This window comes from Pseudonocardia sediminis, from assembly GCF_004217185.1.
In the GTDB taxonomy this organism is placed as follows: Bacteria; Actinomycetota; Actinomycetes; order Mycobacteriales; family Pseudonocardiaceae; genus Pseudonocardia; species Pseudonocardia sediminis.
Genome location: NZ_SHKL01000001.1, coordinates 365518 through 391744, shown reverse-complemented (window position 1 = coordinate 391744; position 26227 = coordinate 365518). Strand labels below are relative to the sequence as shown.

Annotated in this window: 25 protein-coding genes, 1 tRNA gene and 1 other RNA gene; 8 read left to right on the top strand and 19 right to left on the bottom strand. The window is 72.4% G+C overall.

What is annotated here, in order from left to right; translation table 11 throughout:
- Positions 1-99: 99 nt before the first annotated feature.
- Complete coding sequence (locus EV383_RS01930; RefSeq protein WP_242622849.1) at positions 100-1989, top strand: S9 family peptidase; 1890 nt, start codon at positions 100-102, stop codon at positions 1987-1989.
- Here EV383_RS01930 and arsC read toward each other — a convergent pair.
- Positions 1982-2329, bottom strand: coding sequence for an arsenate reductase (glutaredoxin) (gene arsC / locus EV383_RS01925; RefSeq protein ID WP_130288313.1), 348 nt, complete (start codon positions 2327-2329; stop codon positions 1982-1984). The genes EV383_RS01930 and arsC overlap by 8 nt on opposite strands.
- Before the next feature lie 176 nt (positions 2330-2505).
- Between arsC and EV383_RS01920 the strand changes: the two genes are divergently transcribed.
- Positions 2506-3705, top strand: coding sequence for an MFS transporter (locus EV383_RS01920; RefSeq protein ID WP_207223404.1), 1200 nt, complete (start codon positions 2506-2508; stop codon positions 3703-3705).
- Between the two features lie 109 nt (positions 3706-3814).
- Positions 3815-4831: an endonuclease/exonuclease/phosphatase family protein gene (locus EV383_RS01915; RefSeq protein WP_130288312.1), complete on the top strand. Its 1017-nt coding sequence runs from the start codon at positions 3815-3817 to the stop codon at positions 4829-4831.
- A 149-nt stretch (positions 4832-4980) separates the two neighbouring features.
- Here the strand turns inward: EV383_RS01915 and EV383_RS01910 are convergent, their stop codons facing one another.
- From EV383_RS01910 to EV383_RS01885, 5 genes are all read right to left on the bottom strand, one after another.
- Positions 4981-5484: a beta-class carbonic anhydrase gene (locus EV383_RS01910; RefSeq protein ID WP_207223403.1), complete on the bottom strand. Its 504-nt coding sequence runs from the start codon at positions 5482-5484 to the stop codon at positions 4981-4983.
- A 145-nt stretch (positions 5485-5629) separates the two neighbouring features.
- Entirely contained in the window at positions 5630-6709 is a 1080-nt protein-coding gene (locus tag EV383_RS01905; RefSeq protein ID WP_130288311.1) for an aspartate-semialdehyde dehydrogenase, read from the bottom strand.
- A gap of 5 nt (positions 6710-6714) precedes the next feature.
- The gene (locus tag EV383_RS01900; RefSeq protein ID WP_130288310.1) at positions 6715-7980 is read right to left on the bottom strand and encodes an aspartate kinase; all 1266 of its coding nucleotides are present in this window, start codon (positions 7978-7980) and stop codon (positions 6715-6717) included.
- A 175-nt stretch (positions 7981-8155) separates the two neighbouring features.
- Positions 8156-8671, bottom strand: coding sequence for a CGNR zinc finger domain-containing protein (locus EV383_RS01895; RefSeq protein ID WP_130288309.1), 516 nt, complete (start codon positions 8669-8671; stop codon positions 8156-8158).
- A gap of 157 nt (positions 8672-8828) precedes the next feature.
- Positions 8829-9134 carry a hypothetical protein gene (locus EV383_RS01885; RefSeq protein ID WP_242622848.1) on the bottom strand — a complete coding sequence of 102 codons (306 nt, stop codon included), beginning with the start codon at positions 9132-9134 and terminating at the stop codon, positions 8829-8831.
- Between the two features lie 241 nt (positions 9135-9375).
- Here EV383_RS01885 and EV383_RS01880 point away from each other — a divergent pair, with 241 nt between their 5' ends.
- Together EV383_RS01880 and leuA are read left to right on the top strand one after the other, a co-directional pair.
- On the top strand, positions 9376-10812 hold the full coding sequence (locus tag EV383_RS01880) for a DUF11 domain-containing protein (protein WP_130288307.1): 1437 nt from the start codon (positions 9376-9378) through the stop codon (positions 10810-10812).
- Between the two features lie 228 nt (positions 10813-11040).
- Complete coding sequence (gene leuA / locus EV383_RS01875; protein ID WP_130288306.1) at positions 11041-12837, top strand: 2-isopropylmalate synthase; 1797 nt, start codon at positions 11041-11043, stop codon at positions 12835-12837.
- Between the two features lie 70 nt (positions 12838-12907).
- Here the strand turns inward: leuA and EV383_RS01870 are convergent, their stop codons facing one another.
- From EV383_RS01870 to EV383_RS01845, 7 genes are all read right to left on the bottom strand, one after another.
- Positions 12908-14026 carry an ABC transporter ATP-binding protein gene (locus EV383_RS01870; protein ID WP_130288305.1) on the bottom strand — a complete coding sequence of 373 codons (1119 nt, stop codon included), beginning with the start codon at positions 14024-14026 and terminating at the stop codon, positions 12908-12910.
- Between the two features lie 10 nt (positions 14027-14036).
- Positions 14037-15050, bottom strand: coding sequence for an ABC transporter ATP-binding protein (locus tag EV383_RS01865; RefSeq protein WP_130288304.1), 1014 nt, complete (start codon positions 15048-15050; stop codon positions 14037-14039).
- Entirely contained in the window at positions 15047-15976 is a 930-nt protein-coding gene (locus EV383_RS01860; RefSeq protein WP_130288303.1) for an ABC transporter permease, read from the bottom strand. Before EV383_RS01860 ends, EV383_RS01865 begins: the two co-directional genes overlap by 4 nt.
- A complete protein-coding gene (locus tag EV383_RS01855) occupies positions 15973-16977 on the bottom strand; it encodes an ABC transporter permease (protein WP_130288302.1) in 1005 nt (334 codons plus the stop codon). Before EV383_RS01855 ends, EV383_RS01860 begins: the two co-directional genes overlap by 4 nt.
- Positions 16978-17044: 67 nt before the next feature.
- The gene (locus EV383_RS01850; RefSeq protein ID WP_130288301.1) at positions 17045-18709 is read right to left on the bottom strand and encodes an ABC transporter substrate-binding protein; all 1665 of its coding nucleotides are present in this window, start codon (positions 18707-18709) and stop codon (positions 17045-17047) included.
- Between the two features lie 120 nt (positions 18710-18829).
- Positions 18830-19012: a DUF397 domain-containing protein gene (locus EV383_RS30975; RefSeq protein ID WP_165438201.1), complete on the bottom strand. Its 183-nt coding sequence runs from the start codon at positions 19010-19012 to the stop codon at positions 18830-18832.
- Positions 19009-19905 carry a helix-turn-helix domain-containing protein gene (locus EV383_RS01845; RefSeq protein ID WP_165438200.1) on the bottom strand — a complete coding sequence of 299 codons (897 nt, stop codon included), beginning with the start codon at positions 19903-19905 and terminating at the stop codon, positions 19009-19011. The genes EV383_RS30975 and EV383_RS01845 overlap by 4 nt, the downstream gene beginning before the upstream one ends.
- A 294-nt stretch (positions 19906-20199) precedes the next feature.
- Between EV383_RS01845 and EV383_RS01840 the strand changes: the two genes are divergently transcribed.
- Complete coding sequence (locus EV383_RS01840) at positions 20200-20403, top strand: hypothetical protein (protein WP_130288299.1); 204 nt, start codon at positions 20200-20202, stop codon at positions 20401-20403.
- 146 nt (positions 20404-20549) lie between these two features.
- Here EV383_RS01840 and recR read toward each other — a convergent pair whose 3' ends face one another.
- Entirely contained in the window at positions 20550-21167 is a 618-nt protein-coding gene (recR, locus tag EV383_RS01835; RefSeq protein ID WP_130288298.1) for a recombination mediator RecR, read from the bottom strand.
- Position 21168: 1 nt separating this feature from the next.
- The gene (locus tag EV383_RS01830) at positions 21169-21507 is read right to left on the bottom strand and encodes a YbaB/EbfC family nucleoid-associated protein (RefSeq protein WP_242623392.1); all 339 of its coding nucleotides are present in this window, start codon (positions 21505-21507) and stop codon (positions 21169-21171) included.
- 124 nt (positions 21508-21631) lie between these two features.
- Between EV383_RS01830 and EV383_RS01825 the strand changes: the two genes are divergently transcribed.
- Positions 21632-22465 carry an N-acetylmuramoyl-L-alanine amidase gene (locus EV383_RS01825; protein ID WP_130288297.1) on the top strand — a complete coding sequence of 278 codons (834 nt, stop codon included), beginning with the start codon at positions 21632-21634 and terminating at the stop codon, positions 22463-22465.
- 30 nt (positions 22466-22495) lie between these two features.
- On the opposite strand, the gene EV383_RS01820 is transcribed toward EV383_RS01825, so the two are convergent.
- A complete protein-coding gene (locus EV383_RS01820; protein WP_130288296.1) occupies positions 22496-24997 on the bottom strand; it encodes a DNA polymerase III subunit gamma and tau in 2502 nt (833 codons plus the stop codon).
- 81 nt (positions 24998-25078) lie between these two features.
- Positions 25079-25173, bottom strand: an RNA gene (gene ffs, locus EV383_RS01815) — signal recognition particle sRNA small type.
- Positions 25174-25257: 84 nt separating this feature from the next.
- On the opposite strand from ffs, the gene EV383_RS01810 reads away from it, so the two are divergent.
- Positions 25258-25345, top strand: a tRNA-Ser gene (locus EV383_RS01810).
- A gap of 71 nt (positions 25346-25416) precedes the next feature.
- Here EV383_RS01810 and EV383_RS01805 read toward each other — a convergent pair.
- Both EV383_RS01805 and EV383_RS01800 read right to left on the bottom strand, forming a co-directional pair.
- On the bottom strand, positions 25417-25719 hold the full coding sequence (locus EV383_RS01805) for a carboxymuconolactone decarboxylase family protein (RefSeq protein WP_130288295.1): 303 nt from the start codon (positions 25717-25719) through the stop codon (positions 25417-25419).
- Between the two features lie 51 nt (positions 25720-25770).
- Positions 25771-26028, bottom strand: a complete 258-nt coding sequence (locus EV383_RS01800; protein ID WP_130288294.1) for a carboxymuconolactone decarboxylase family protein — start codon at positions 26026-26028, stop codon at positions 25771-25773.
- Between the last annotated feature and the right edge of the window lie 199 nt (positions 26029-26227).

The following is a 26227-nucleotide window of genomic DNA, read 5'->3' as shown; positions in this document are numbered from 1 at the left end:
CGCCGTCGCGACTCGATCGACGACGCGACCACTGTGCCAGCCCGCGGGGCGTCACCCGGCCCCCAGGTGGACATCGCCCGAATGGGGCATGATCGGGGGGTGCGTGCCGACCCCTCCGTTGTCCCTGCCGACCCCGGGGCTCCGGCACCCGCGACCCACCCGGTCTCCCCGGTCCCGGAGCGTCTGTTCGACGACGACGCGGCCGAACGGCGCTGGCGGGCACGGTTCACCGCGGTCCGGATGTCGCGGCCGTCGTGGGCCCGGGACGCGCCGGACCGCACCGTCTACGTCTCCAACGGCAGCGGCACCACCGAGATCCACGTCTGGGATCGGGCGACCGACATCCACCGGCAGGTGACCTCGCGTCGCAGCGGGACGCACTCGGCCACCCTGCCCCCGGACGGGGACACCGTCTGGTGGTTCGACGACACCGACGGCGACGAGTTCGGGCACTGGGTCACCGAGCCGTTCGCCGGGCGCCCCGACACCGAGGAGCCCGCGGTCGCGGTCCCCGGCGCCGAGGACGGCTACCCCGCCGGCCTGGACATGGGCCGCGGTGTCGTGGTGCTCGGCACCTCCACCGACGCCGGGACCACGGTCTGGCTGCACGACCGCGGCTCGTCGGAGCCCGCCCGCGTCGTCTACTCGCACACCGAGGACGCCGGCGTCGGCGCGCTGAGCGAGGACGAGACCCTGCTCGCGATCCACCACTCCGAGCACGGCGACTCCCGGCACCCGTCGCTGCGGGTCCTGTCCGTGCCCTCCGGCGAGACCGTCGGCGAGCTGCACGACGGGCCCGGCAAGGGCCTGGCGCCGCTGGTGTTCTCCCCCGTCGCCGGTGACCAGCGGCTGCTGGTCGGGCACGAGCGCCGCGGCCGCGAGGAACTGCTGATCTGGGACCCGGTCACCGGGACCGAGTCCGAGCTGCACCTGGACCTGCCCGGCGAGGTGTTCGCCGACTTCTACCCGGACGGCACCGCGCTGCTGGTCGGGCACACCCACGCCGCCCGGACGCGGCTGTTCCGCTACGACATCGGGACCGCGTCGCTGACGGAGCTGCCGGTCGCGCCGGGGTGCGTCGGGTCGGCGGAGGTCCGCCCGGACGGCACGGTGGAGTACACCTGCAGCTCGGCCGCGACGCCGACGGAGATCCGGGCCCTGCACCCGGACGGCACCGACCGGCTCCTGCTCGTCCCGCCGGGTGAGCGGCCGCCGTCGTCGTCCCCGGTGCGTGACGTGTGGGTGGACGGCCCCGGTGGGTCCGTGCACGCCCTGGTGACCTCACCGGAGAACGTCCCCGGACCGGCTCCTGCGGTGTTCGTGCTGCACGGCGGCCCGCACGCGGCCGACGAGGACCGCTTCGACCCGGCCCGTGCGACGTGGGTCGAGGCCGGGTTCGTGGTCGTCGAGGTGAACTACCGCGGGTCCACCGGCTACGGCTCGGCCTGGCGGGACGCGATCGAGGGCCACCCGGGCCTGACCGAGCTGGCCGACGTCGCCGCCGTGCAGGACGCGCTCGTCGCCGACGGCACCGTCGACCCGGCCCGTTGCGTCGTCGACGGCTGGTCGTGGGGCGGTTACCTGTCGCTGCTCGCCGCCGGGGTCCAGCCCGAGCGGTGGGCGGTCGCGGTCGCGGGTGTCCCGGTCGCGGACTACCTGGCCGCGTACGAGGACGAGATGGAGCAGCTGCGCTCGTTCGACCGCGCACTGTTCGGCGGCTCGCCCGAGGAGCTGCCGGACCGCTACCGGGAGGCGTCGCCGCTGACCTACGTCGACCGGGTGCGGGTGCCGGTCCTCGTGCTGGCCGGGGAGAACGACCCCCGCTGCCCGATCCGTCAGATCGACAACTACCTCGACGCCCTGGCCGCCCGCGGCGACGTCCGCTACGAGGTCACCCGTTTCGACGCCGGTCACGGCTCCCTGGTCGTGACCGACCAGCTCGACCTCGTCGCCACCGAGATCGACTTCGCCCGCCGCGCCCTCAGCTGAGCAGCGGGAGCACGTTCTCCGGCGGCCGGCCGATCGCGGCCCGGCCGCCGGTGACGACGATCGGGCGCTCGACGAGCACCGGGTTCGCGGCGAGGGCGTCGAGCAGGGTGTCGGCGTCGGCACCCTTCAGACCCAGCTCGCGGTAGACGGCCTCGCCGGTGCGGGTGATCCTCAGCGGATCGTCGGTGCCCAGCGCGGCGAGGACCTCGACGAGCTCGGCGCGGGTGGGCGGGTCGTCCAGGTAGCGCCGCACCGTCGGCTCGACGCCGTGCTCGGTGAGCAAGGCCAGGGTGGCGCGGCTCTTGGAGCAGCGCGGGTTGTGCCAGATCTCGACGCCCATGACCCGAGCCTAGAACCGGCCCCCGACACGAATGTGGCCCGGCCGGGCGGGTCGAACCGCCGGACCGGGCCACGCCTCGTGGTGGGAGTGTCACCAGCACACCACCGGATCTGGAACCGGTCAAGTTCGAGCACCCTCGCCCGATTCCTGTCGGGGTCGTGGGTGACGATGGACGCGTGGTGACCGAGGCGAGCCCGGCGCGCGGGGGCATGGCGGCCTACCGCGACGTCCTTCGCCTGCCCGGCGTCGGCGGCGTCACGGCCGTGGCGCTCGCGGCGCGGATCCCGGCCACGGCCGTCGGCGTGACGATGACGCTGCACGTCGTGCTCACGCTCGGGTACGGCTACGCCGCGGCCGGGTTGGTCGCGGCCGCCGTCCCGACCGGGATGGCGATCGGCGGGCCGGTGCTCGGGTCGCTGGTCGACAAGCGCGGTCTGCGGCCGATGCTGCTGCTGACGATGCTCATCAGCGCCGGGTTCTGGGCGGTCGCCCCGCTGCTGGGCTACGGCTGGCTGCTCGGGGCGGCGTTCGTCGGTGGGATGTTCGCGCTGCCGGTGTTCTCGGTGGTGCGCCAGGTCCTGGCCGCCGCCGTCCCGGCCGGGTACCGCCGTCCGGCGTTCGCGATGGACTCGATGTCGGTCGAGCTGTCCTACATGACCGGACCCGCCGCCGGGTCGCTGCTGACGCTGTGGCTGGGCAGCGCGACCACGATGCGGGTGATCGGGGCCGGGTTCCTGCTCGCCGGGGTGGTGCTGCTGGTGCTCGACCCGCCGGTGCGCGCGACCGGCGAGGGGCCGCGACCGCCCGCGCCGCCGGTCCGGGAGTGGCTCACCGCCCCGCTGGTCGCGGCCCTGCTGGCGATCACCGCCGCCATCGTCGCGATCATGGGGACCGAGCTGGCGTTCATCGCGAGCCTGACCGGCAGCGGGCAGGCGTGGGCGATCGCCGTCGTCAACGCGGTGTGGTGCGTCGCGTCGCTGGTCGGCGGCTTCGTCTACGGCGCCGCCCGCCGGGCCCCTCCGATGCCGGTGCTGCTGGCCGTCCTCGGTGCCGCGACGCTGCCGGCCGCCCTCGGCGGGGCGTGGTGGACGTTCGCGCTGCTGCTGCTCGGCGCCGGCCTGTTCACCGCACCGACCCTGGCCGCGGGCAGCGACACGGTCGCGACCCTCGCCCCGGACCGGGTGCGCGGGCTGGTGACCGGCCTGCAGGGCTCGGCCACCACGGTCGGGATCGCCGTGGCCACGCCGCTGTCCGGGGTGCTGGTCGACACCGCGTCCCCCGCGGTCGCGATCCTCGTCTGCGGTTCGATCGCGCTGGTCGCGGCCGGGGTGTCCGCGGTCCTCCTGCGCCGCCCCCGGACCGGCGTCGTCTCCTGAAACCGCCCGGCGCACCGTCGGCGGGGTGCTGAGAAGGTCCACAGGCGGTCGGCGCAACGACCTCGCAGCGCCCGATCCCCGGCTCGGAGTCCGGGCACACTGGAAGACGATGAGCGCCCCTCCCCGGCCGGACTCGGCCACCCGACCGAACCGTCGCGGCCACCGCCCGGCGGGCCCGTTGCGCTGGCTGGCCGCCCTGCTCCTGACGGCGCTGGCCGCGGTCGCGGTGGTCCCGGACCTGCTCTTCGGGATGGACCGGTTCCCGCCGTTCGCCCAGACCATCGCGTTCCGGACGCCGATGCTGGTCGCGCTCGTGGTCGCCGTCGTGTTCTTCGGCGTGCTCACCGTGTTCCGGCGTGGGCTGTGGCCGATCACCGCGGGGCTGGCCGTCGTCGCCGTCGTCGGTGCCGGGCTGGTGCTGCCGCGGGCGGTCGCCGACACGCCGCCGACGTCCGGGGCGCCGTTGAAGGTCCTGGCGCTCAACGTGTTCGAGGGCGAGGCCGACGTCGACACGCTCGCCGCGCTGATCCGCACGGAGGCGCCGGACATCGTGTCGATCCCGGAGTCCGGGGGCCGTTTCGCGGGCCGGCTGGACCCGCTGATCGCCCCGCTGGGCTACCGCACGGTCGCGTCGGTCTCCGAGCGCCGCCAGGACGTCGCCGGGGTCACCCTGGCCGTCTCCGAGCGGATGGGCGAGGTGCAGACGCAGATCGGGCGCGGCCAGCCGTTCCCGTACGTCGAGGCCACCGGCGGCGCCCTCGGGGACACGCGCTTCGTCGCCTACCACTCGGTCGCGCCCACCCGCGGCAGCGTCGACGAGTGGCGCACGGACCTCGACCGGCTACGCCAGTGGTGCCAGGGCCCGACCCCGGCCGTACTGGCCGGTGACTTCAACGCCACCCTCGACCACTCGGTGCTGCGCGAGGGCACCGCCGGCTGCGGCGACGCGGCCGCGCAGACCGGCAACGGCCTGGTCGGCACCTGGCCGAACTGGGCCCCGCGCTGGCTGGGCCCGCAGATCGACCACGTCTTCGGCACCGACGGCATCGCCGCCGAGTCCTTCGACGTCGTCGACGTCCCGGGCACCGACCACCGCGCGATCGTCACGACCCTGCGGATCCCCTGACCCGCAACTCCTACAGCCGGCCCGGCTACCGGTCGACCGGCGGATCCGCAGCCCGTCCAGGCGTTCGCACCCTCTGCAAGGGGTGCGAATCGCGGAACGGGGTGCGGATCGCAGGCCGGGGCAACGACGACCCGCGGCGGCGGAGACCGTCAGGCCGGGGTGACCTCGGTCAGGGTGAACGCCTCGATGTCGAGGACGAAGCCCCGGATGTCGATGTCCTTGAGCAGGAACGGGTCGCTGCTCAGGCGGGTGATCCCGCGGCGGACGTTCGTGGCGGCGTCGGCGAAGGCCTGCGGACGCCAGGACGGGACCAGGCCCGTCTCCTGCGCCAGCTCCTCGGTGAACTCGTCGTCGGTGAACGTCGCCATGCCGCACCCGGTGTGCTGCACGAGCAGCACCTCGCGGGTGCCGAGCTTGCGCTGGCTGATCACCAGCGAGCGCACCACGTCGTCGGTGACCACACCACCGGCGTTGCGCAGCACGTGCACGTCCCCGGGCTCCAGCCCGAAGAGCGCCTGCTCGTCGATCCGGCAGTCCATGCAGGTGACCACGGCGGTGTGCAGGGAGGGCGCGGCGGCCAGGCCGGCGGCCGCACCGGCACACCGGTCGCGGCCCGTCGCGTCGTGTCGGCGAAGGAGTTCGTCGTTGCTCACGTGATCCAAAATATCGCGTTCGGGCCATGGGTGAGGACCTCGACGGTGGGAGCGGCCTCACACCTCTGACCAGCCGTTCCGCCACGCAACGCACGACGCCGCCGGGACCCGTGCGGATCCCGGCGGCGCCGGTGGAACGGTCGCGTCAGCCCGCGGCGGCCACCGTCTCGGCGACTTCGTAGGTGTTGAGCGCGGCGCCCTTGCGCAGGTTGTCACCGCACACGAACAGCTCGAGGGTGTTCGGGAAGTCCAGCGCCTGGCGGATGCGCCCGACCCACGTCGGGTCCCCGCCCACGGCCTCGGACGGCGTCGGCCACTCGCCCTTCTCCGGGTCGTCGCGCAGCACGATCGACGGCTGGGCGGCGAGCACCTTGCGGGCGGCGTCGACGGTGACCTCGCGGCCGAACGTCGCGTGCACCGAGAGCGCGTGCGTGGTGACGACCGGGACCCGGACGCAGGTGGCGGACACCTTGAGCTCCGGGATGCCGAGGATCTTGCGGGCCTCGTTGCGGACCTTGAGCTCCTCGGACGACCAGCCGTCCTCCTTCACCGAGCCGGCCCACGGCACCACGTTCAGCGCCAGCGGGGCCGGGAACGGCGAGCCGGCGTCGGACCCGACCGGCACGCCGGCCGCGGTCAGCGCCGCCGCCACGTCGCCGCCGGTGACACCGAGGTCCTTGCCGGCCACCGCGGCGATCTCGGCGTAGAGCTGGTCCACGCCGGGCTGCCCGGCACCGGAGGCGGCCTGGTAGGACGCCACGACGAGCGCCTGCAGGTCGAACTCGCGGTGCAGCGCGCCCATCGCCGCCATCATCGACAGCGTCGTGCAGTTGGGGTTGGAGATGATCCCCTTGGGCCGGTCGGTGACCTTCTCCGGGTTGACCTCGGGCACCACGAGCGGCACGTCGGGGTCCATCCGGAACGCGCCGGAGTTGTCCACCGCGATCGCACCGCGCGAGGCCGCGATCGGCGCCCACTCGGCGCTGACCTCGTCCGGCACGTCGAACATCGCGATGTCGACGCCGTCGAACACCTCGGGCTTGAGCTCGAGGACGGTGATGTCCTCGCCACGAACACGGAGCACCTTGCCGGCCGAGCGGGCGGAGGCGATGAGCCGGATCTCCGACCACGGCACGGACTCGCGCGAGTCCAGGATGTTGATCATCGTGGTGCCGACCGCACCGGTGGCGCCGACGAGGGCGAGGACGGGCTTGTCGATGGCCATCCCGGTCACCGGCCCGTTCCGCCGGCGACGACGGCGTCATCCTCGGCGCCGAGGTCGAACGCCTCGTGCAGAGCCTTCACCGCGTCGTCGAGCTGGTCGGAGCGGCAGATCACCGAGATCCGGATCTCCGAGGTGTTCATGGTCTCGATGTTGATCCCGGCGTCGGAGAGCGACTCGCAGAACTTCGCGGTGACGCCCGGGTGGTTGCGCATCCCGGCGCCGACCAACGAGACCTTGCCGACCTCGTTGTCGTAGATCAGCTCCTCGAAGCCGATCTGGTCCTTGGCCTTCTCCAGCACCGAGACGGCCTGGTCGCCGTCGGTGCGCGGCAGGCTGAACGTGATGTCGGTCTTGCCCTCGCTCTCGCGCGAGACGTTCTGCAGCACCATGTCGATGTTGATCTCGGCGTCGGCGACCGTGCGGAAGATCTTCGCCGCCATGCCGGGGGTGTCCGGCACGCCGGTGATCGTGATCTTGCCCTCGGACCGGTCGTGGGCCACGCCGGTGATGATCGGGTTCTCCAACGGAATCTCCTCGATCGAGCCGGAGACCAGCGTGCCCGGCTTGTCGTTGTAGGAACTGCGGACGCGCAGCGGGACGCCGTAGCGGCGGGCGTACTCGACGGCGCGCAGGTGCAGCACCTTCGCGCCCGACGCCGCGAGCTCCAGCATCTCCTCGTAGGTCACCGTGTCGAGATGGGTCGCCTTGGAGACGATCCGCGGGTCGGCCGAGAAGACGCCGTCGACGTCGGTGTAGATCTCGCAGACGTCGGCGTTCAGCGCCGCGGCGAGAGCGACGGCGGTGGTGTCCGAGCCGCCGCGGCCGAGCGTGGTGATGTCCTTGGAGTCCTCGCTCATCCCCTGGAACCCCGCCACCAGCACGATGTGCCCCTCGTCGAGGGCCTCGCGCAGGCGGTACGGGTTCACCTCGATGATCCGGGCGTCCCCGTGCTTGGACGTCGTCAGCATCCCGGCCTGCGAGCCGGTGAACGAGCGGGCCTCGGCGCCGAGGGAGTGGATCGCCATCGCGACGAGCGCGTTCGAGATGCGCTCACCCGCGGTGAGCAGCATGTCCATCTCCCGCGCCGGCGGCTTCGGGGAGACCTGTTCGGCCAGGTCGGTCAGTTCGTCGGTGGTGTCACCCATCGCGGACACCACGACGACGACGTCGTGGCCCTCTTTCCGGGTACGGACGATGCGCTCGGCGACCTTCTTGATGCGATCCGCGCTCTCGACCGACGAGCCGCCGTACTTCTGCACGACGAGGGCCACGCCGACCTCCTGTCCTGGCCCCGCACGGATGCGGGTCCTTCGGCTGTGCACCGCCGGCGGGGCAACCGTCGGCGGCGCTGGTCGGAACGGCACATTACCGGTGGACGGCACCCGATTTCAGGATCTGTGAAGTCGGCCATGACCGATCCCACACGGCCGGGTGCTCTCCTGCGGGTCAGCTCGCCCGGGCCCGGTGGCGCCGCACCCCGTCCCGGTTCGCACAACGCGTCGAGCAGTAACGACGGCGTCCGGTGCGGGAGGTGTCGGCGTAGATCAGACCGCACTCGTCGACGGCGCAGCGGCCCAGGCGGTCCATCCCGCGCCCGGCCAGGTGCATCGCGGTGCCGGTGGCGATCAGCGCGTGCAGCACCCCGGCCAGCGGGAGGCCGGCGTCGCGGTAGTGCAGGTGCCAGTGCCCGTCGTGGTCGGTCAGTCTCGGGTGCGCGGTGCCCGACGCCAGCAGGGCGTTGAGCCGCTCCGCGCGGGCGGGACCCGGATCGGCGTCGACGACCTCGGTCCAGCGCGCGAGCAGGTCCCGGACCTCGGTCAGGTCGTCGGGGCCGGGCGTCCATTCGCGGGTCAGCCCCGCGTCGAGGCAGCGGCGGACGAGCTCGTCGACGGTCTCCGGCGGTTCGTTGGCCAGGTCGGCGGCCAGGCACACCGGATCGTGCCCGTAAGGGTTGATGTGCACTGAGCCATTACAGCACGCTGGACGGTACGAGCGAACCGTTGCCGCACCGCTGGGTCGTCCGTTCCCGGCATCCGACGAGCGAGGGCGTGGTGCGCTACGAGGCCTGCCACTGCGGGGTCGCGCGCATCCGCACCGAGATCGTCGGCGCCGGGGACGATCAGGCGATGCGGCGCACCAGCCGCACGACCAGGGTCGTGACGACGAGCCAGACGATCGCCGCGACGCCGTAGTTCAGCGTCACCGCCATCTTCGGCTGGGCCGGGGTGAACAGGTTCCCCAGGCCGAGGTTGAACATCGCCGCCCACTCGCCGACGAACTGCGTCAGGAAGTTGGCGGGGTTCGCGTCCAGCAGGGTGAACACGATGTGCACCACCAGGATCGCGACGATCACCAGACCGACGATGCGCAGCAGGCTGGCCAGGAAACCGGCGCCGCGTCGCGCCGTCGTACCCACCGTGGACATTGGACCTCCCCGAAGTGACAGGCGACATCCTCACACGGAGATCACCACTGGCCCTACCAACGAGTAGGTCGCGCGTGAGGTTGTGATCACTTCGTTGTCGTGATCGTTTCGTTGCGGCGCAGCGACCGTCATCGAAATTGATGACCGCTGCGGGACGGTGCAACACGTCACGTGACCACATCGATCCTCTCGGTAGCGGACGGCATGCCCGTCGTCCGCTCCTACTCGTCGTGGAGTACCTGTGCGCACCTCCGTTCCCGCCGGTCCACCGGCCGCCCCCTTCCGCCGGATCGCACGGACGGGCGTCGCGGCCGCGCTCGGCGTCGTCATGGCGGCCGGGCTGACGATCGGCGCCGGGACGGCCTCCGCCGCATCGACGACCGTCGTCGCCGACGCCGACATCACGCGGGACTGCACCGCGACCACGCCGGTCTGCGAGTTCCAGCGCGACGGCGGCACCGCGACCGTCGTCGACGACGCGAAGGCCCAGTCCGGCACCGGCTTCCTGCGCCTGAACACGCCGGCCGGCAACGACAAGGCGACGGTCAACACCACCGCCTTCGCCGGGCGCAAGCTCTCCGAGATCAGCGACCTCGAGTACCGCACCTACATCGAGAAGGTCGCAGCCACGTCGTTCCAGGCTCCGGCACTGAACATCGGGGTCACCACGTCCCTCGGGTTCGTCACCCTGGTGTGGGAGCCGGTCTACACGAACGCGGCGGTCACGCCGGAGACCTGGCAGAACTGGTCACCTTCCACCAGCAACGGCGGCTGGTGGGCGAGCAACTCCGTAACCGCGCCGGGAACGGTCAACAAGTACGGCTTCACCACCTACTCCGCGAGCTTCGCCGACGTGAAGGCGGCGCAGCCCGATGCGACCGTCGGGCTCGTCGGGGTCAACCAGGGCGGCGGCAACCCCGGCCTGACGGCGGGCGTGGACCTGTTCCGCGTCAACGACACCACCTACGACTTCGACAACCCCGTGGTCCCGACCACGATCGCCGCCACCTCCGGGGGCGGGCAGTCCGCCGAGGTCGGGACGACCTTCGCCCAGCCGCTCACCGCGACGGTCAGCGGAACCGGCGGTAGGCCCGTTCCCGGGGCTCCCGTGTCGTTCGCGGTGACGAGCGGCAGCGCCGCGTTCGGGTCGTCGACCACCGCGACCGCGACGACCGGCGCGAACGGTGCCGCCGTCAGCCCCGCCCTGACCGCGGGCTCCACCGCCGGACCGGTGACGGTGACCGCCACCAGCGGCACCCTGACCACGAGCTACGCCCTGACCGTCACGCCCGCGCCGGCACCGGTCCCGGCCCGCGCGGACCTGTCCGCCGCTCTGACCGCGCCGCCGACGGCGACGCCCGGCAAGACGTTCACCGCGACCCTGACCGTGCGCAACGCGGGCCCGTCCGCGGCGGCGTCGGTGGCCTCGGGGATCACCGTGCCGAAGGGCCTGCGGATCACCGGCGCCGCCGGCGGCGTCGTGACGAACGACGGCCGCAACGCCGGCTTCCTGACCCCGTCGATCGCGTCGGGTAGGAGCGTGACCTTCACCGTGACCGTCTCCGTCGACCGGTCCGTGCGGGGCGCGCAGGACCTCGGCGCCGTCTCGACGTCGCTGCGCACGCCCGACCCGGCTCCGCGCAACAACATCGCGACGGCCCGCACGACCGTCCGCTGACGCACTCCCCGGCGGCGTCGCTCCACCGGGAGCGGCGCCGCCGGCGCGTCCGACCCGATCGGGTTGCCGCAACGCGGGCGCTTCGGGTTACGGTAGGGACATGGCGCGCCTGCTCCTTCGCCGCCGCGGCGGGGTCTGACCGACCGGCCCCTCGTCGCGGGGCTTCTGCGTGCTCGCCGGTCGTCCACCGGCACCGCCCTATCCAGGGCCACATCCAGGAGCATTCACGTGACGAGCACTCCCGACGCGTACACCGCCAGCAGCCAGAGCAAGGTGCGTACGCCGGACATCCCCGCCCCGCAGGGACAGGCACCGTGGAACCCGCAGAAGGGTTCCCATATGCCGTTCGGGCGCTACAAGCCGTTCCACGAGCTGGTCGAGCCGGTATCCCTGCCCGACCGCACGTGGCCGGACAAGCGGATCACCACCGCCCCGCTGTGGTGCGCGGTCGACCTGCGTGACGGCAACCAGGCGCTGATCGACCCGATGAGCCCGAACCGCAAGCGCCGCATGTTCGACCTGCTGGTGCGCATGGGCTACAAGCAGATCGAGGTCGGGTTCCCGGCCGCGAGCCAGACCGACTTCGACTTCGTCCGCGAGATCATCGAGAACGATGCGATCCCGGACGACGTGCAGATCCAGGTCCTGACCCAGGCCCGCCCCGAGCTGATCGAGCGCACGTTCCTGGCCTGCGAGGGCGCCCCGCGGGCGATCATGCACCTCTACAACTCCACCTCGGTGCTGCAGCGCCGGGTCGTGTTCCGCTCCGACCGCGCCGGCATCGCGAAGATCGCCACCGACGGCGCCGAGGAGGTCCTGCGCTTCACCGAGAAGTACCCGAACACCGACTGGACGGTCGAGTACACGCCGGAGTCCTACAGCGGCACCGAGCTGGAGTACGCCGTCGACGTGTGCAACCAGGTCAGCGCGATCTGGCAGCCCACCCCGGAGCACCCGATGATCGTCAACCTGCCGGCGACGGTGGAGATGGCGACCCCGAACGTCTACGCGGACTCCATCGAGTGGATGCACCGCAACCTGGCCCGCCGCGACGCCGTCGTGCTGAGCCTGCACCCGCACAACGACCGGGGTACCGGCGTCGCCGCCGCCGAGCTGGGCTACCAGGCCGGGGCGGACCGCATCGAGGGCTGCCTGTTCGGCAACGGCGAGCGCACCGGCAACGTCGACCTGGTGACCCTGGGGATGAACCTGTTCACCCAGGGCATCGACCCGCAGATCGACTTCTCCGACATCGACGAGATCCGCCGCACCGTCGAGTACTGCAACCAGCTGCCGGTGCACGAGCGCCACCCGTGGGGCGGCGACCTCGTCTACACCGCGTTCTCCGGCAGCCACCAGGACGCGATCAACAAGGGCTTCGAGGCGATGCGCGTCGACGCCGCCGCGGCCGGGCACGACGTCGACGACCACCCGTGGGAGGTCCCGTACCTGCCGGTCGACCCGAAGGACATCGGCCGGACCTACGAGGCCGTGATCCGCGTGAACTCGCAGTCCGGCAAGGGCGGCATCGCCTACATCATGAAGGCCGAGCACCAGCTGGACCTGCCGCGCCGGTTGCAGATGGAGTTCTCGCACGTCATCCAGGCGTTCACCGACTCCGAGGGCGGCGAGGTCGAGCCCAAGGCGATGCGCGACGCCTTCGACATCGAGTACCTCGACCGCGAGACCCCGCTGCGCCTGGTCAAGCACCGGGTGACCAGCGACGGCGAGGGCAACGACGAGATCGTCGCCACCGTCCGCGTCGAGTCCGACCTGCACGAGATCACCGGCAGCGGCAACGGCCCGATCGCCGCGTTCGTCGACGCGCTCGCCGGCATCGGATTCGACGTCCGGGTGCTCGACTACCACGAGCACGCCATGGGCGGCGGTGACGACGCCCGCGCCGCCGCCTACGTCGAGTGCGCCGTCGAGGGCAAGGTCTTCTGGGGCGTCGGCATCGACAGCAGCATCACCAGCGCGTCCCTCAAGGGCGTCGTGAGCGCGATCAACCGCGCCATGCGCTGACCCGCCCGTGCGCGGATATCGTTGCCAGGGCAGTGATATCCGCGCACGAGGGATATCCGCGCACGCGGGTTCAGCGGCCGAGGAACTCCGTCAGCGAGCCGCCGTGTTCGGGTGCGGCGGGGGCGGTGCCCACGGACTGGTCCACCGCCTCGGGGGCGACCTCGTGACGGGTGATCCGGCCGTCTCGGATGGCCTCGGCGTGGTGGCAGGCGACCCGGTGCTCCGGGCCCGCGCCGTCGGGGACGCGGAGCTCGGGACGCTCGGTGTCGCACCGGTCGGCCTGACGCCACGGGCAGCGGGTGTGGAACCGGCAGCCCGACGGCGGCGCTGCGGGTGAGGGCAGGTCGCCGGTGAGCAGGATGCGCTCCCGGTCGTCCTCGACCTGCGGGTCCGGCACCGGGACGGCCGAGAGCAGTGCCCGCGTGTAGGGGTGCAGCGGGTCGGAGTACAGCTCCCCGGCCGGTGCCTCCTCGACGATCCCGCCGAGGTACATCACCCCGACCCGGTCGCTGACGTGCCGCACGACGGCGAGGTCGTGCGCGATCACCAGGTACGTCAGCCCGAGCTCGCGCTGCAGTCGGGACAACAGGTTGAGCACCTGGGCCTGGACGGAGACGTCCAGTGCGGACACCGGCTCGTCGGCGACGATCAGGTCCGGCTCGACGCACAGCGCGCGGGCGATCCCGATCCGCTGCCGCTGCCCGCCGGAGAACTCGTGCGGGTAGCGGCGCAGTGCCCCCGCCGGCAGGCCGACGGCGTCCATCAGCTCCGTGAGCCGCGCGTGGTCGGCCTCGCCGCCCTTGCTCAGCCCGTGCGCGCGCAGGCCCTCGGTGAGCAGCGACTCCACCGACTGGCGCGGGTCCAGGCTGGACAGCGGGTCCTGGAACACCATCTGGAACCGGCGACGCATGCGCCGCAACGGTTCGCCCTTCAGCGTCGCGACGTCGGTGCCGTCGAACAGCACGCTGCCCGACGTCGGGTCGACCAGTCGCAGGATCGCCCGGCCCAATGTGGACTTCCCGCAACCGGACTCGCCGACCAGGCCGTAGGTCTCGCCGCGGTGCACCCGCAACGACACCCCGTCGACGGCACGGACGTGCCCGACGGTGCGCTCGAACAACACCCCGCTGGTGATCGGGAAGTGCACGGCGAGGTCGTCGACCTCGAGGAGCGGATCGGTCGCGGTCATCGATGAGTCCTCACGCCGACGTCGCCGGGACGGGGTTGTGGCAGCGCAGCATCCGCGACGCCGCCGTCTCCACGAGCGGCGTCGCCTCGGTGCAGATCTCGATCGCCCGCGAGCAGCGCGGGGCGAACGCACAGGCGGTGTCCCACGGCAGGTTGTCGTTGACCGAGCCGGTGATCGCCGGCAGCTCCTGGCCCGGGTCGGAGTCCAGCCGCGGGATGGAGCCGATCAGCCCGTGCGTGTACGGGTGCCGCGGTGTCGCGAAGAGGCGGTGCCGCTCCGCGCGCTCGACGATCCGGCCCGCGTAGAGCACGTTGACCCGGTCGCAGAGCCCGGCCACGACGCCGAGGTCGTGGGTGATCATCATCAGCGCGGTGCCGGTCTCGGCGACCAGATCGCGCAGCAGCTCCAGGATCTGCGCCTGGATGGTGACGTCCAGGGCGGTCGTCGGCTCGTCGGCGATCAGCAGGCGGGGGCTGCAGGCCAGCGCGATCGCGATCAGCGCGCGCTGGCGCATGCCGCCCGACATCTGGTGCGGGTACGAGCTCACCCGCCGCGCGGGGTCCGGGATGCCGACCCGTTCGAGCAGCGTGACGGCCTCGGACCGGGCGGCCTTCTTGTCCATCCCGCGGTGCCGGGTCAGCGCCTCGGTGATCTGCGCCCCGACCGGGACGACCGGGTTCAGCGACGACAGCGGGTCCTGGAACACCATCCCCAGGTCCCGCCCACGACGCTGCCGAAGCGCCGCGTCGGAGAGCGTGAGCAGGTCGTCGCCGCCGAAGCGCACCTCGCCGCCGACCTTCGGGCCGCGCCCGGGCAGCAGCCCCATGATCGCCAGCGAGGTGACCGACTTGCCGCAGCCGGACTCCCCCACCAGCCCGACGATCTCGCCCGGCTCGATGTCGAACGAGACGCCGTCGACGGCGACGGTGTCCGGCTCGCCGCGGCGGGTGAAGCGGACCGTCAGGTCGCGGACGTCGAGCAGCGGGCCCTCGCCGGGCGCCGTCCTGGGCGGCCGGGTGCTCATCGACGTCCCTTCGGGTCCAGCGCCTCGCGCAGGGCCTCGCCGAACAGCGTGAACCCGAGCGCGACGACGATGATCGCCAGCGCCGGGTACAGCGCCAGGGCGGGCCGGACGTCGAGGTAGGGCTGGGCGTTGGCCAGCATGAGCCCCCATTCGGCGCGGGCCGGGTCCGCGTCACCGAGCCCGAGGAACGACAGCGCGGCCGCGTCCAGGATCGCCGTGGCCAGGGTCAGCGTGGCCTGCACGATCACCGGTCCGATCGCGTTGGGCAGCATGTGCCGCACCACGATCGCCGGGCGCTTGACGCCGAGCGCGGTCGCGGCCAGCACGTGGTCGGACTCGCGCTGGGCGAGCATCGAGCCGCGCAGCAGGCGGGCGAAGATCGGCACGTTCACCAGCGCCACCGCGATGATCACCGTCGTCTGGCTGGGCCGGGCGGCCAGCGCCGCCACCGAGATCGCCAGCAGCAGGGACGGGATGGACAGCAGCACGTCGGTCACGCGCATCAGCACGGTGTCCGCCCAGCCGCCCAGGGCACCGGCGACGAGTCCGATCAGGACACCGAACACCAGGCCGAACAGCGTGGCCAGCACACCGACCAGCAACGTCTGACGCGACGCCAGGATCATCCGGGAGAACTCGTCGCGGCCGTTCTGGTCGCTGCCCAGCGGGAAGCCGTCCTGCGGGCCCGGGATGACGCCCGGCCGCAACGTGTCCAGCAGCTGCGGGAACGACTCCCCCGGACCGTGCGGGGCCAACAGCGGCGCGAACACCGAGATCAGCACGAACACGGCGATGATCACCGCACCGGTGATCGCGACCGGGTTGCGGCGCAGCCGGCGCAGCGCGTCCGCGGTGAGGCTGCGGCCCTGCGCGGTGTCGTCGATCTTCGCGCGGCGGCGCTGCGCCCAGGTGGTCGGTGCACTCATCGCAACCTCACCCGGGGGTCGATCAACGCATAGGACAGGTCGACGAGCAGGTTCACGATCACGTAGATCAGGGCCCCGAGCAGCACGATCGCCTGCAGGCGGGGGTAGTCGCGCCGCTCGATCCCCTCGGCGATCAGCGTGCCGAGACCACCCCAGTTGAAGACCTTCTCGGTGAGCACGGCACCGGCCAGCAGCAGACCGGTCTGCAGGCCGATCGTGGTCGAGACCGGCAGCAGCGCGTTGCGCAGGACGTGCCGCCCGCGCACCGTCCCCGGTGCGAGGCCCTTGGCGTTGGCGGTGCGGACGAAGTCGGAGTCGAGCACGTCGAGCACCGATGCCCGGGTGATCCGGACGATCACCGCGAGCGGGATCGTGGCCAGTGCGATCGCGGGCAGCACCAGGTGCGCGATCGCGTCGGCGCTGGCGTCGAACTCGCGGGTGAGCAGGCCGTCGAGGATCGCGAAGCCGGTGACCCGGGTGGCGTCGATGTCCACCGAGACCCGGCCCGACGGCGGGAACAGCCCCAGCTCGACGGCGAAGACCTGCTTGAGCACGTAGCCGAGGAAGAACACCGGCACCGCGACACCGACCAGCGTGGCCAGGATCGTCGCGTTGTCCCAGGGACGGCCGCGGTAGCGGGCGGCGAGGTAGCCCAGCGGGATCCCGGCCAGGATCGCGATCAGCAGCGCCGTCACCGAGAGCTCGATCGTCGCCGGCAGGGCACGCCCGATCTCGGCCAGGACCGGGTCACCGCTGACCAGCGACGCCCCGAAGTCCCCGGTCAGTGCCCGCCCGAGGTAGCGCAGGTACTGGATCGGGATCGGCTGGTCCAGACCCAGCGTTCGGTTCAGCGCGGCGATGCCCTCCGGCGTCGCCTTGTCCCCGAGCAGCGCCCCGGCCGGCCCGCCGGGCAGCGAGCGCAGCCAGGCGAACAACAGCACGGACAGGATCAGCAGCGTCGGGACGACCTGGACGAGTCGTCGCACGACGAAGCGCAGCATCGTTCCCCCTCACTCCCCCGAGCCGGACACCGCCGCCGGGGATCCCCGGCGGCGGAAGCAGTACCCCCTACTGCTGCTCGCCCTTGCTGACGGTCAGGAAGCGCTCGTCGGTCAGCGGCGACGGGACCAGTCCCTGGATGTTGCCCTTGACCACGACGGCCGGGCCGGTGGTCAGGATCGGCACCGCGGGCAGGAACTTGGCCATGATGTCGCGGTTGGCCTGCTGGTAGGCCGCGGTGTGCCCGGCCGGGTCCGGGATCGAGTCGGCCTTGGCGAGCTCGGCGTACATCGCCGGGTCGTTCTGGCCGAACTCCGCCTTCGGCCGGCCGAAGAACGTGCCGACGAAGTTGCCGGCGTCGTTGTAGTCGCCGGTCCATCCGAGCATGTGCAGGTCCTGCTTACCGGCCTTCTGCACGTCGTCCTTGTAGCCGCCGTTCCACGGCCGCGCCACCGGGTTGATCTTGATGCCGACCGCGGCCAGGTCCGCCGACATCGCGGCGAACAGGTCGGCCGGGTTCGGCATGTAGGGCCGGGTGACCTCGGTCGGGTAGTAGAAGTTCAGCGTCAGGTTCTGCTGCCCGGCCTGCGCCAGCAGCTGCTTGGCCTTGTTCGGGTCGTACGGGTACGTCGTGACGTCCGGTGCGTACCCGGCGACGGTGTCCGGCATGAACTGCGTCGCGACCTGGGTGCCCTCGGGCATCTTCGTCTTCACCAGCGCGTCCCGGTTGATCGCGTAGGCGATCGCCTGGCGGACCCGCAGGTCCTTCAGGGCCGGGTTGTTCTTCGGGTTGATGCCGACGTAGAGCAGGCTGAACGGCTTGCGCACGAGCACCTGGTTACCGGCGTCCTTGAGCGTCCCGTAGTCCGCCGGCGAGGGGAGGTCGTAGCCGTCGATGGTGCCGGCGGCGAGCTCCTGCTTGCGGGCGTTCTCGTCCGGGATGATCTTGAAGATCAGCTTGTCGAGCTTGGCCTTCTCGCCCCAGTACTGGTCGTTGCGGGCCAGGGTGATGGTGCCGTTGGCCTTGTCGAAGCTCTCGAACCTGAACGGCCCGGTGCCGGTCGGGTGCTCGTTGGCGTAGGCGGGGTAGGTGAAGGAGTCCCCGCTCTGGGTCACCGCGTCGGCGTTGTACTGCTTGAGCGCGGTCGGGCTGGAGATCGACAACGAGGTCAGGCCGAACGCGGCGGGGAAGGCGCCCTTGAACTTGTTCAGGTTCAGCACCGCGGTGTTGGCGTCCCTGGCCTGGCAGTTCTTGTAGACCGGCGAGCCGGACGCGTCGCCCTCGTTCTTGGCGAAGCCCTCGAACACGTCGCCGTAGTAGATCATCTGGCTCTGGGCGGCGGCGCCCTTCATGGTGAACCAGCGGTCGAAGTTCGCGCACACAGCAGCGGCGTTGAAGTCGGTGCCGTCGTGGAACTTGACGCCCGGGCGCAGCGCGAACGTCCACTGCTTGCCGTCCGGCGTCGAGGTCCAGGACGTCGCCAGGCCGGGCTCGAGCTCGGTCGTCCCCGCCTTGTAGGTGATCAGCGTGTCGTACATCTGACGCGCCGGCCGGAAGCTCTCCCCGTCGTCGTTGAAGATCGGGTCGAAGTTCTTCGGCGCACCCGCGGCGCCGAACACCATCGTCCCGCCGGCCGCGCCGCCGGCGTCGCGCTCGGATGTGGCGCAAGCGGTCAGGGACACGGCGAGCAGGCCTGCCGTGATGACGGCGACCAGTCGGCGGGGGGCACTCATGCGGTGACCTCGATGGTGAGTCGGGGCGTGCGTCGGGTGAGCGACGACGCTATATCGCGTCTTTACCCGCCGGTAGATCCTGACGTCACGAATCGGGAACGACCACGCCCCCGGCGCGGCTCAGAGGTCGTCGAAGTCGCCGCGGCGGACGCCGTCGCAGAACGCCGTCCACTCCTCGCGGGTGAACAGCAGCGGGGGCTCGCCGGTCTTGGTGTCGGCGACGGCGATCGCGCCGTCCGGCGTCGCCCCGACGGCGACGCAGTTGCCCAGGTGGCAGAAGCTACTGACCCGGTAGTCGATCAACGTGCGGCTCCCTCGGCGGACAGGTGCAGATCCCGATAGCGGAGGAGAGTGTCCCGTGTGGTCTCCGGGCCCTGCGCGCGGGCCCGGACGTCGTCGAGGATCCCGCGGTAGAGCAGGACGTCGGAGGCGTCGGTGAGGTACGTGTCGCCGGCGTGGCTCTCGGTGTAGACGACGTCGGAGCCCCGCTCGTCGGGGATCTCGAGGATCGCGAACTGGCCGGAGTGCGCGCGATGCATACCGGCGTCGAACGGCAGCACCTGCAGATCGACGTTCGGCATGGCGGAGAGCTCCAGCAGCCGGTCCATCTGAGCGGCCATCACCGCCGGGCTGCCGACGACCCGTCGCAGCGCGCCCTCGTCGATCACGTCCAGCAGCCGCAGCGGCCCGGTCGCGACGGTCAGTGCGCGCTGACGGTGACGGCGCAGGTCGACCAGGCGGTCCAGCTCCCACGCCTCGTGCCGCGGGAGCAGCGCGCCCAGGATCGCCCGGGCGTAGTCGGGGGTCTGGGCGAGGCCGTGCAGGACCGCGAGGTCGAACGAAGCGATCCCGACGGCGTCGGTCTCCAGCGCGGCGTAGCGCCCGGGGCTGTCCAGCACGAAGCGCTCCGCGGACAGGCCGTCGGTGTAGGTCTCCCACCAGCCCTGCGACCGGCTCTCGTGGACCAGCCGGCGCAGCATCGACTGCTCGAGGTCGGCCGTGACGTGGTAGATCCGGATCAGGTCCTCGATGTCGCGCGGCTTCGGGATGCCCTTCCCGTTCTCCAGCCGGCTGATCTTGGACGTGGAGCAGCTCAGCTCCTTGCCGACCTCGTCGAGCCGGAGCCCGGCGTTGCCGCGGAGCCGTCGCAGCTCCGCGCCGAGGCGGCGGCGCGCCCCGGTCGGTTCGTGCTCCACCCGCACCCCGTTCACCGGTCGTCGCGGGCCCTTTGCGGCGATACGACGAGTTCGTCTCTTCGGGTAACCATGTGCAATCCCACTGCTGTGCAATTGCACATGGGCCCGATGTCCGGCACTCTACCCATAGGCGGGCCAGAGACCGCGATCACACTCCGCGGGCTCGCCGCAGGTCCGTCACGGGCACGACGAGCAGAAGGAGAAAGTGATGATCCGCAGTCACCGTTCGCACCGCGCACCGGAGGTCCACCGGGCCGGGAAGTCCCCGGGGGCGGGCCAGGGCAGGTGGTCCCCATGACCGGACTGATCATGCTGGTGGTGATCGGCCTGGCCGTCCTCGTGATGACCGGCATCGTGATCGGGGTCGTCGACTCGGCACAGCGCCGGGCCTGGCGCCGGATCGCCGCCGAGCGCCGGATCAGCTGGGAGCAGCGTCAGCAGCCACGGGGTCACCGTCGCTACTACGTCGACGCCTGGGCCGACGAGGACACCGACTGACGCTCGACCGCACGACACGTTGACCGCACGAACAGCGGGTGGAGAGGACCGGCGCCGCGACGGGGGGTTGTTGCGCCGATCGGCCGGCCGCGCCCATGGGCGGGGCCGGCTTTCCGTGTGTCCGGGCCCGTGTGTCCGGGCCCGACTCAGAGGACCCGGCGGCCGGCGAGGGCGCGACCGAGCGTCATCTCGTCGGCGAACTCGAGGTCGCCACCCATCGGCAGGCCGGACGCGAGCCGGGTGACGCTCAGCCCCGGGAAGTCGCGCAGCAGCCGGACCAGGTAGGTCGCGGTCGCCTCGCCCTCGGTGTTGGGGTCGGTGGCGATGATGACCTCGGAGATGTCGGTCTCGTCCGGGGCCGGGCCGGTGCCGCCCAGGCGGGTCAGCAACTCACGGATCCGCAGCGTGTCCGGGCCGATCCCGGCCAACGGGTCCAGCGCCCCGCCCAGCACGTGGTAGCGGCCCTTGAACTCGCGGGTCCGCTCGACGGCGAGGACGTCCTTGGGCTCCTCGACGACACACACCAGCGTCGGGTCGCGCCGGGCGTCGGCGCAGTAGCGGCAGCGCGAGTCGGCCGCGACGTTGCCGCACACCTCGCAGAACTGCACACCCTGCTTGACCGTCTGCAGGACCTCCTGCAGGCGGGAGATGTCGGCCGCGTCGGCGGCCAGCAGATGGAACGCGATCCGCTGGGCGCTCTTCGGCCCGACTCCGGGCAGCCGACCCAGCTCGTCGATCAGGTCCTGGACCGGCCCCTCGAACACCTCAGGCGCCCGGCAGGCCCAGGCCGCCCATGTCCATGCCTCCGGCGAGCGGGCCCATCTTCTCGGCCTGCAGCGCCTGCGCGGCGCGGACGGCGTCCTGCAGGGCCCCGGCGACGAGGTCCTGCAGGGTCTCGACGTCCTCGGGGTCGACGACCTTCGGGTCGATCTTGACCCCGCGCGGCTCGAGCTGCGCCGTGATCGTGACCTCGACGAGGCCGTTGCCGGCCTGGCCGGTGACCTCGGCGGTGGCCAGTTCGGCCTGCGCCTGCTGCAGCTGCTGCTGCATCTTCTGCGCCTGCTGCAGGATCATCTGCATGTCGGGCTGACCCGGTTCCACCAGGGGACTCCTCGCTTCGACGAACTGCTCACGCCCGTCGGGACGCCGGTGCCACGTGGGAACGAATTCCCGACACGGCCGACGCGACGGGGCCTGGCGCCAGGGTAGCCGTGCCAGGGTGTCGCCCGTGTCCGCCCCGCTCCGCATCGCCGCCGCCCTGCTGGCCGGTACCGCCCTGTGCGCCGGGTGTGCCGGTGCCGGGTCCACCGCACCCGCACCGACGCCCGTGTCCGCCACGACGTCCGACCTCCCGGCGACGACCGTCGCCCGCACCGCGGCCACCGCGACCCCTGCCCGGACGCCCACCGCGGCGGCGGCGCCGGTCGTCCTGCTCGACCCCGGGCACAACGGCGGCAACGCCGGCGCGACGAAAACGATCAACCGCAAGGTCCCGGACGGCCGCGGCGGCACCAAGCCGTGCAACACGACCGGCACGTCCACCGACGCCGGGTACGCCGAGCACGCGTTCACCTGGGACCTCGCGCAGCGGGTGCGGAAGCAGCTGCAGGCGAAGGGGGTCACCGTCGTGCTCACCCGGCCCGACGACCGCGGCGTCGGGCCGTGCGTCGACGAGCGGGGCGATGCCGGCGCGAAGGCGAAGGCCGCGGCCGCGGTGTCCCTGCACGCCGACGGCGCGGCACCGAAGGGACGTGGCTTCCACGTCGCCTACGCCGACCCGCCGCTCAACGCCGCCCAGTCCGGCCCGGCCCGCACGCTGGCGACCGACCTGCGCGACGCGATGCAGAAGGGCCGGTTCGCCCCGGCCGACTACATCGGGACGAAGGGGCTCGACGGACGCGAGGACCTGGGCGGGCTGAACACCGCGACCGTGCCCACGGCCCTGGTGGAGTGCGCGAACATGCGCAACCCCGCCGAGGCGGAGCTGGTGTCCTCCCCGGCCGGCCGGGAGCGTTATGCCACGGCGATCACGGCCGGGATCCTGGCGTTCCTCGGCCGCTGAGGCCGCCGGACCCCGGGGACCGACCGGGGATCAGCGCTGCTCGAACGCTTTCGCGCCGAGCTCGTTGCTGAGCAGCTCCATCGCCGCGACCTCGGGATCGCGGCGTGTGGCGCCGCTCCCGGCGTCGGCGGCGGCCTCGGCCATCATCGACTCCTCGTCGTCGCGGTCGGGCGGGGCGTCCTCCGGCGGCGGCTCCGGCGGCAGCGGCTCCCCGCCGTCCGACGACGGCCGGCGACCGGCCGCCTGGCTGCGTCGCTGCGGGACCACCCGGTCCGGTGCCCGGTCCCCCGGCGCCGGCGGCGGGGCCTGCGGCGTGTCCCCGCCCTCGCCCTCGGACCGCGACGGGCGCTGCGGCGCGGGACGCTGCGGAGCCGGTCGCTCGGCGCGGGCGGGCCGCGCCGGGGCGGCGCCACCGGCGTCGCCCTGGTCGCACCGGACGCGCCACTGCACGCCGAGCACGGCCCGCAGCGAGTCGACGATCACGTCGGTGTTGCGCGGCTCGGACAGCCGCCGGGCGAGCGGGGCGGACCCGATCGTCAGGACGAGCATGTCGCCGTCGACGGCACGCACGGTCGCGTTGACCAGCAACGCCTCGGTACTGCGGCTGCGCTGACGTGCCGCGGCAAGGATCTCCGGCCACACCCGTCGCACCGCGGCCGCGTCCAGCGACGACGCCACCGGTGCCGGCTCGGCGGGTTCGGCCGGGCCGTTCTCCGGCACGGGCTCGATCGGCGCGCCGCCCTGCGATGCCGGGCGCTCGGTCGCCGGGCGCTCGGTCGTGGGGCGCTCGGTCGTGGGGCGCTCGGTCGTGGGGCGCTCGGTCGTGGAGCGCTCGGTCGGGTGCGATTCCGGCTGCTGGGCCCGCGGTTGCGGCCGCTCGGTCGGAGGTCGCTGCGGCGTCGTCGTGCTCGGGGCTGCAGCTCCCGGGCTCGCGGCGGCCGCAGCCACCTGCGGGGGTAGGTCGTCCGCCGAGGGCCGACTCGGCTCGGCGGTGGCGGCCTCCTGCTCGGAGTCCTCCGCCTCGGCGCGGCGCGCTCCGCCGCCCGACGCATCGCCGGCCGCCACGGAAGGACCCGACCCGGACCCGGTCGCGCCGGAGTCCGCCGCCGCAGCCGGCCGTTCCGCGGCCGCCGCGGGCGGACGCGCCGGCGCAGCCTGCTCGCGCGGCGCCTGCTCACGTGGCGTCTGCTCACGCGCGGGGGCGGGCTGCTCCCGCGGCGGTGCGGCCTGCTCGCGACCGGCCTGCTCACGCGGGGCCTGCCCGCTCTCGGACCCGGTGGCCGCCGGTTGTGCGGCGCCCCGCTCGGTCGGGCGCACGAACGCCCGCTTCACCGGCTCGGCGTCACCACCGCTGGCGCCGGGCTCGGGCGCGATCGCGTTGCGCCGCTCGATGCGCTCGAGACGCTCCAGCAGGCCCGCGTCCGTCGTCGTCGCCGCGGGCAGCAGCATCCGCGCGCAGAGCAGCTCCAGCAGCAGCCGGGGCGCCGTCGCGCCGCGCATCTCGATCAGCCCGCTGTGCACGATCTCGCCGTAGCGGGCGAGTGTCGCGGCGCCGAGACGGGAGGCCTGGTCGGCCATCCGGGACAGCTCGTCCTCCGCCCCGTCGACCAGCCCGCGCTCCGCGGCCTCCGGCACGGCCTGCACGAGCATCAGGTCACGCAGGCGCTGCAGCAGGTCCGAGGCGAAGCGGCGGGGGTCGTGTCCGGCCTCGACCAGCCGGTCCACCGCCTGGTAGACGGCCGCGCCGTCGCCGGCGGCCAGCGCGTCCACCGTGTCGTCGATCAGTGCCGCGTCGGTGACGCCGAGCAGGGCGACCGCGCGCTCGTAGGTGACGCCGTCCGGCCCGGCCCCGGCGAGGAGCTGGTCGAGCACCGAGAGCGTGTCCCGGGCGGAGCCGCCACCGGCCCGGATGACCAGCGGGAACACCGGCGGGGCGACGGTCACGCCCTCCTCGCCGCAGATCCGTTCCAGCAGCGACCGCATGGTGCCCGGCGGGATCAGCCGGAACGGGTAGTGGTGCGTGCGCGACCGGATCGTCGGCAGCACCTTCTCCGGCTCGGTGGTGGCGAAGATGAAGACCAGGTGGTCCGGCGGCTCCTCCACGATCTTGAGCAGGGCGTTGAAGCCCTGCGTCGTGACCATGTGCGCCTCGTCGACGATGAACACCCGGTAGCGCGACTCGGCCGGGGCGTAGAAGGCCCGGTCCCGCAGCTCACGAGCGTCCTCGACGCCACCGTGCGAGGCCGCGTCGAGCTCGACGACGTCGATCGAGCCGGAGCCCTCCGGGGCGAGCGCGATGCAGGAGTCGCAGACGCCGCACGGTTCCGGTGTGGGGCCCTGCACGCAGTTCAGCGAGCGGGCGAGGATCCGGGCCGAGGACGTCTTGCCGCAGCCGCGGGGCCCGGAGAACAGGTACGCGTGGTTGATCCGCCCCGCGGTCAGAGCCGTCGACAGGGGTTCGGTGACGTGTTCCTGCCCCACCACCTCGGCGAGCTTGGCCGGGCGGTACTTCCGGTACAGAGCCAGTGCCACGCTCGCGAGGCTACCGAGGGGGACCGACAGTGTTCGAGGCCGGACCGGAACTCCGGCCCTGGCGATGAGGGGTCCCGGACACGAAGGGGACCCCGCGCACCCGCCAGAGCCCGTTGACCCTTGCTGCCTTCCGGCCCTGGGGGAGTTCACAGGATGGACGCCGCGCGGGGTCCGCAGACAGTGTAGCGACCCCACCCCGGCCCTGACACGACCCAGGGGGCCGGGCGGGGCGCGCCGACCCGGCCGGTAGGCTCCTCTGCGGAGGATTCGCCTAGTGGCCTAGGGCGCACGCTTGGAAAGCGTGTTGGGAGCAATCCCTCAGGGGTTCGAATCCCCTATCCTCCGCCACACGAACACCACGGACGCCGCGCACACCCGACGAGGGTGGCGCGGCGTTCGTCGTCAGCGCACCCGGGCGGCTAGGGCGGCGTCGGCCCCGGAGGGGGCGGCAACGCCACCGGACACGACCCCGTGAGTTGATCGGTGGTGACGGCGTCGACGTCGGTCTGCACGGTGGCGTGGAAACGGCTCACCAGCTGGTCGAGGCCGACGGTGAACGAGATCTCCATGCACTGCTTCTCGGTGAAGTGGGCGCGCAGGTTGTTCCAGATCTCGTCGGTGATCGGTTGGAACCACGTCGAGGTGCGCGCGTAGACGATGATCGCCTCTTCCGCCGGGGTGAACATGCCCTCCGGCAGGGGGTCGTCGAGCAGGTGCGACATCTGTTCGTCGGTCAGTCCGGATGCTCGACCGAGCACCAAGTGGGTCGGCGTTCAATAGAAGCAGTTGTTCGCGACCGCCGAGGTCAGGTAGGGCAGCTCGCGGGTCTTCGCGTCCGGCATCGAGTTCTCGAAGTACACGACGTTGGCGAACTCCAGGAACTTCTGCAGCGCTGCCGGGTGGTTGGCCAGCGCCTTGTAGACGTTGAGCACCCCCGCCCCGGGGCGGGCCTTCGACGCCGCCTGCAGCAGCGCCGTCGCCGCGGGATCGACGTCGGGATCGTCCGGGGCGACGAGTGGGATGCGCGCCATGAGGGAACCTCCTGTGGATCGACGTCCGATCGACGTCCGATCGACGTCCGATCGACGTCCGATCGACGGTACGGCTGTGCCGGGAGAAGCGGATATCCGTTGGCCCGCCACGGTGAGCGCTGCTAGCTTTCCGGCGCCGTGCGAGACAAGGAGGTGGTACCCGTGGACGCAGTTTCGACAGGGGTGCTCCCCTCCGGGG

Excerpts from the sequence above, each read along its gene's own strand:
- arsC (WP_130288313.1), bottom strand. The coding sequence starts at position 2,329 with ATGGGCGTCGAGATCTGGCACAACCCGCGCTGCTCCAAGAGCCGCGCC.
- EV383_RS01915 (WP_130288312.1), top strand. The coding sequence starts at position 3,815 with ATGAGCGCCCCTCCCCGGCCGGACTCGGCCACCCGACCGAACCGTCGC.
- EV383_RS01905 (WP_130288311.1), bottom strand. The coding sequence starts at position 6,709 with ATGGCCATCGACAAGCCCGTCCTCGCCCTCGTCGGCGCCACCGGTGCG.
- EV383_RS01885 (WP_242622848.1), bottom strand. The coding sequence starts at position 9,134 with ATGTCCACGGTGGGTACGACGGCGCGACGCGGCGCCGGTTTCCTGGCC.
- EV383_RS01870 (WP_130288305.1), bottom strand. The coding sequence starts at position 14,026 with ATGACCGCGACCGATCCGCTCCTCGAGGTCGACGACCTCGCCGTGCAC.
- EV383_RS01865 (WP_130288304.1), bottom strand. The coding sequence starts at position 15,050 with ATGAGCACCCGGCCGCCCAGGACGGCGCCCGGCGAGGGCCCGCTGCTC.
- EV383_RS01860 (WP_130288303.1), bottom strand. The coding sequence starts at position 15,976 with ATGAGTGCACCGACCACCTGGGCGCAGCGCCGCCGCGCGAAGATCGAC.
- EV383_RS01855 (WP_130288302.1), bottom strand. The coding sequence starts at position 16,977 with ATGCTGCGCTTCGTCGTGCGACGACTCGTCCAGGTCGTCCCGACGCTG.
- EV383_RS01850 (WP_130288301.1), bottom strand. The coding sequence starts at position 18,709 with ATGAGTGCCCCCCGCCGACTGGTCGCCGTCATCACGGCAGGCCTGCTC.
- EV383_RS01840 (WP_130288299.1), top strand. The coding sequence starts at position 20,200 with ATGACCGGACTGATCATGCTGGTGGTGATCGGCCTGGCCGTCCTCGTG.
- EV383_RS01805 (WP_130288295.1), bottom strand. The coding sequence starts at position 25,719 with ATGTCGCACCTGCTCGACGACCCCCTGCCGGAGGGCATGTTCACCCCG.
- EV383_RS01800 (WP_130288294.1), bottom strand. The coding sequence starts at position 26,028 with ATGGCGCGCATCCCACTCGTCGCCCCGGACGATCCCGACGTCGATCCC.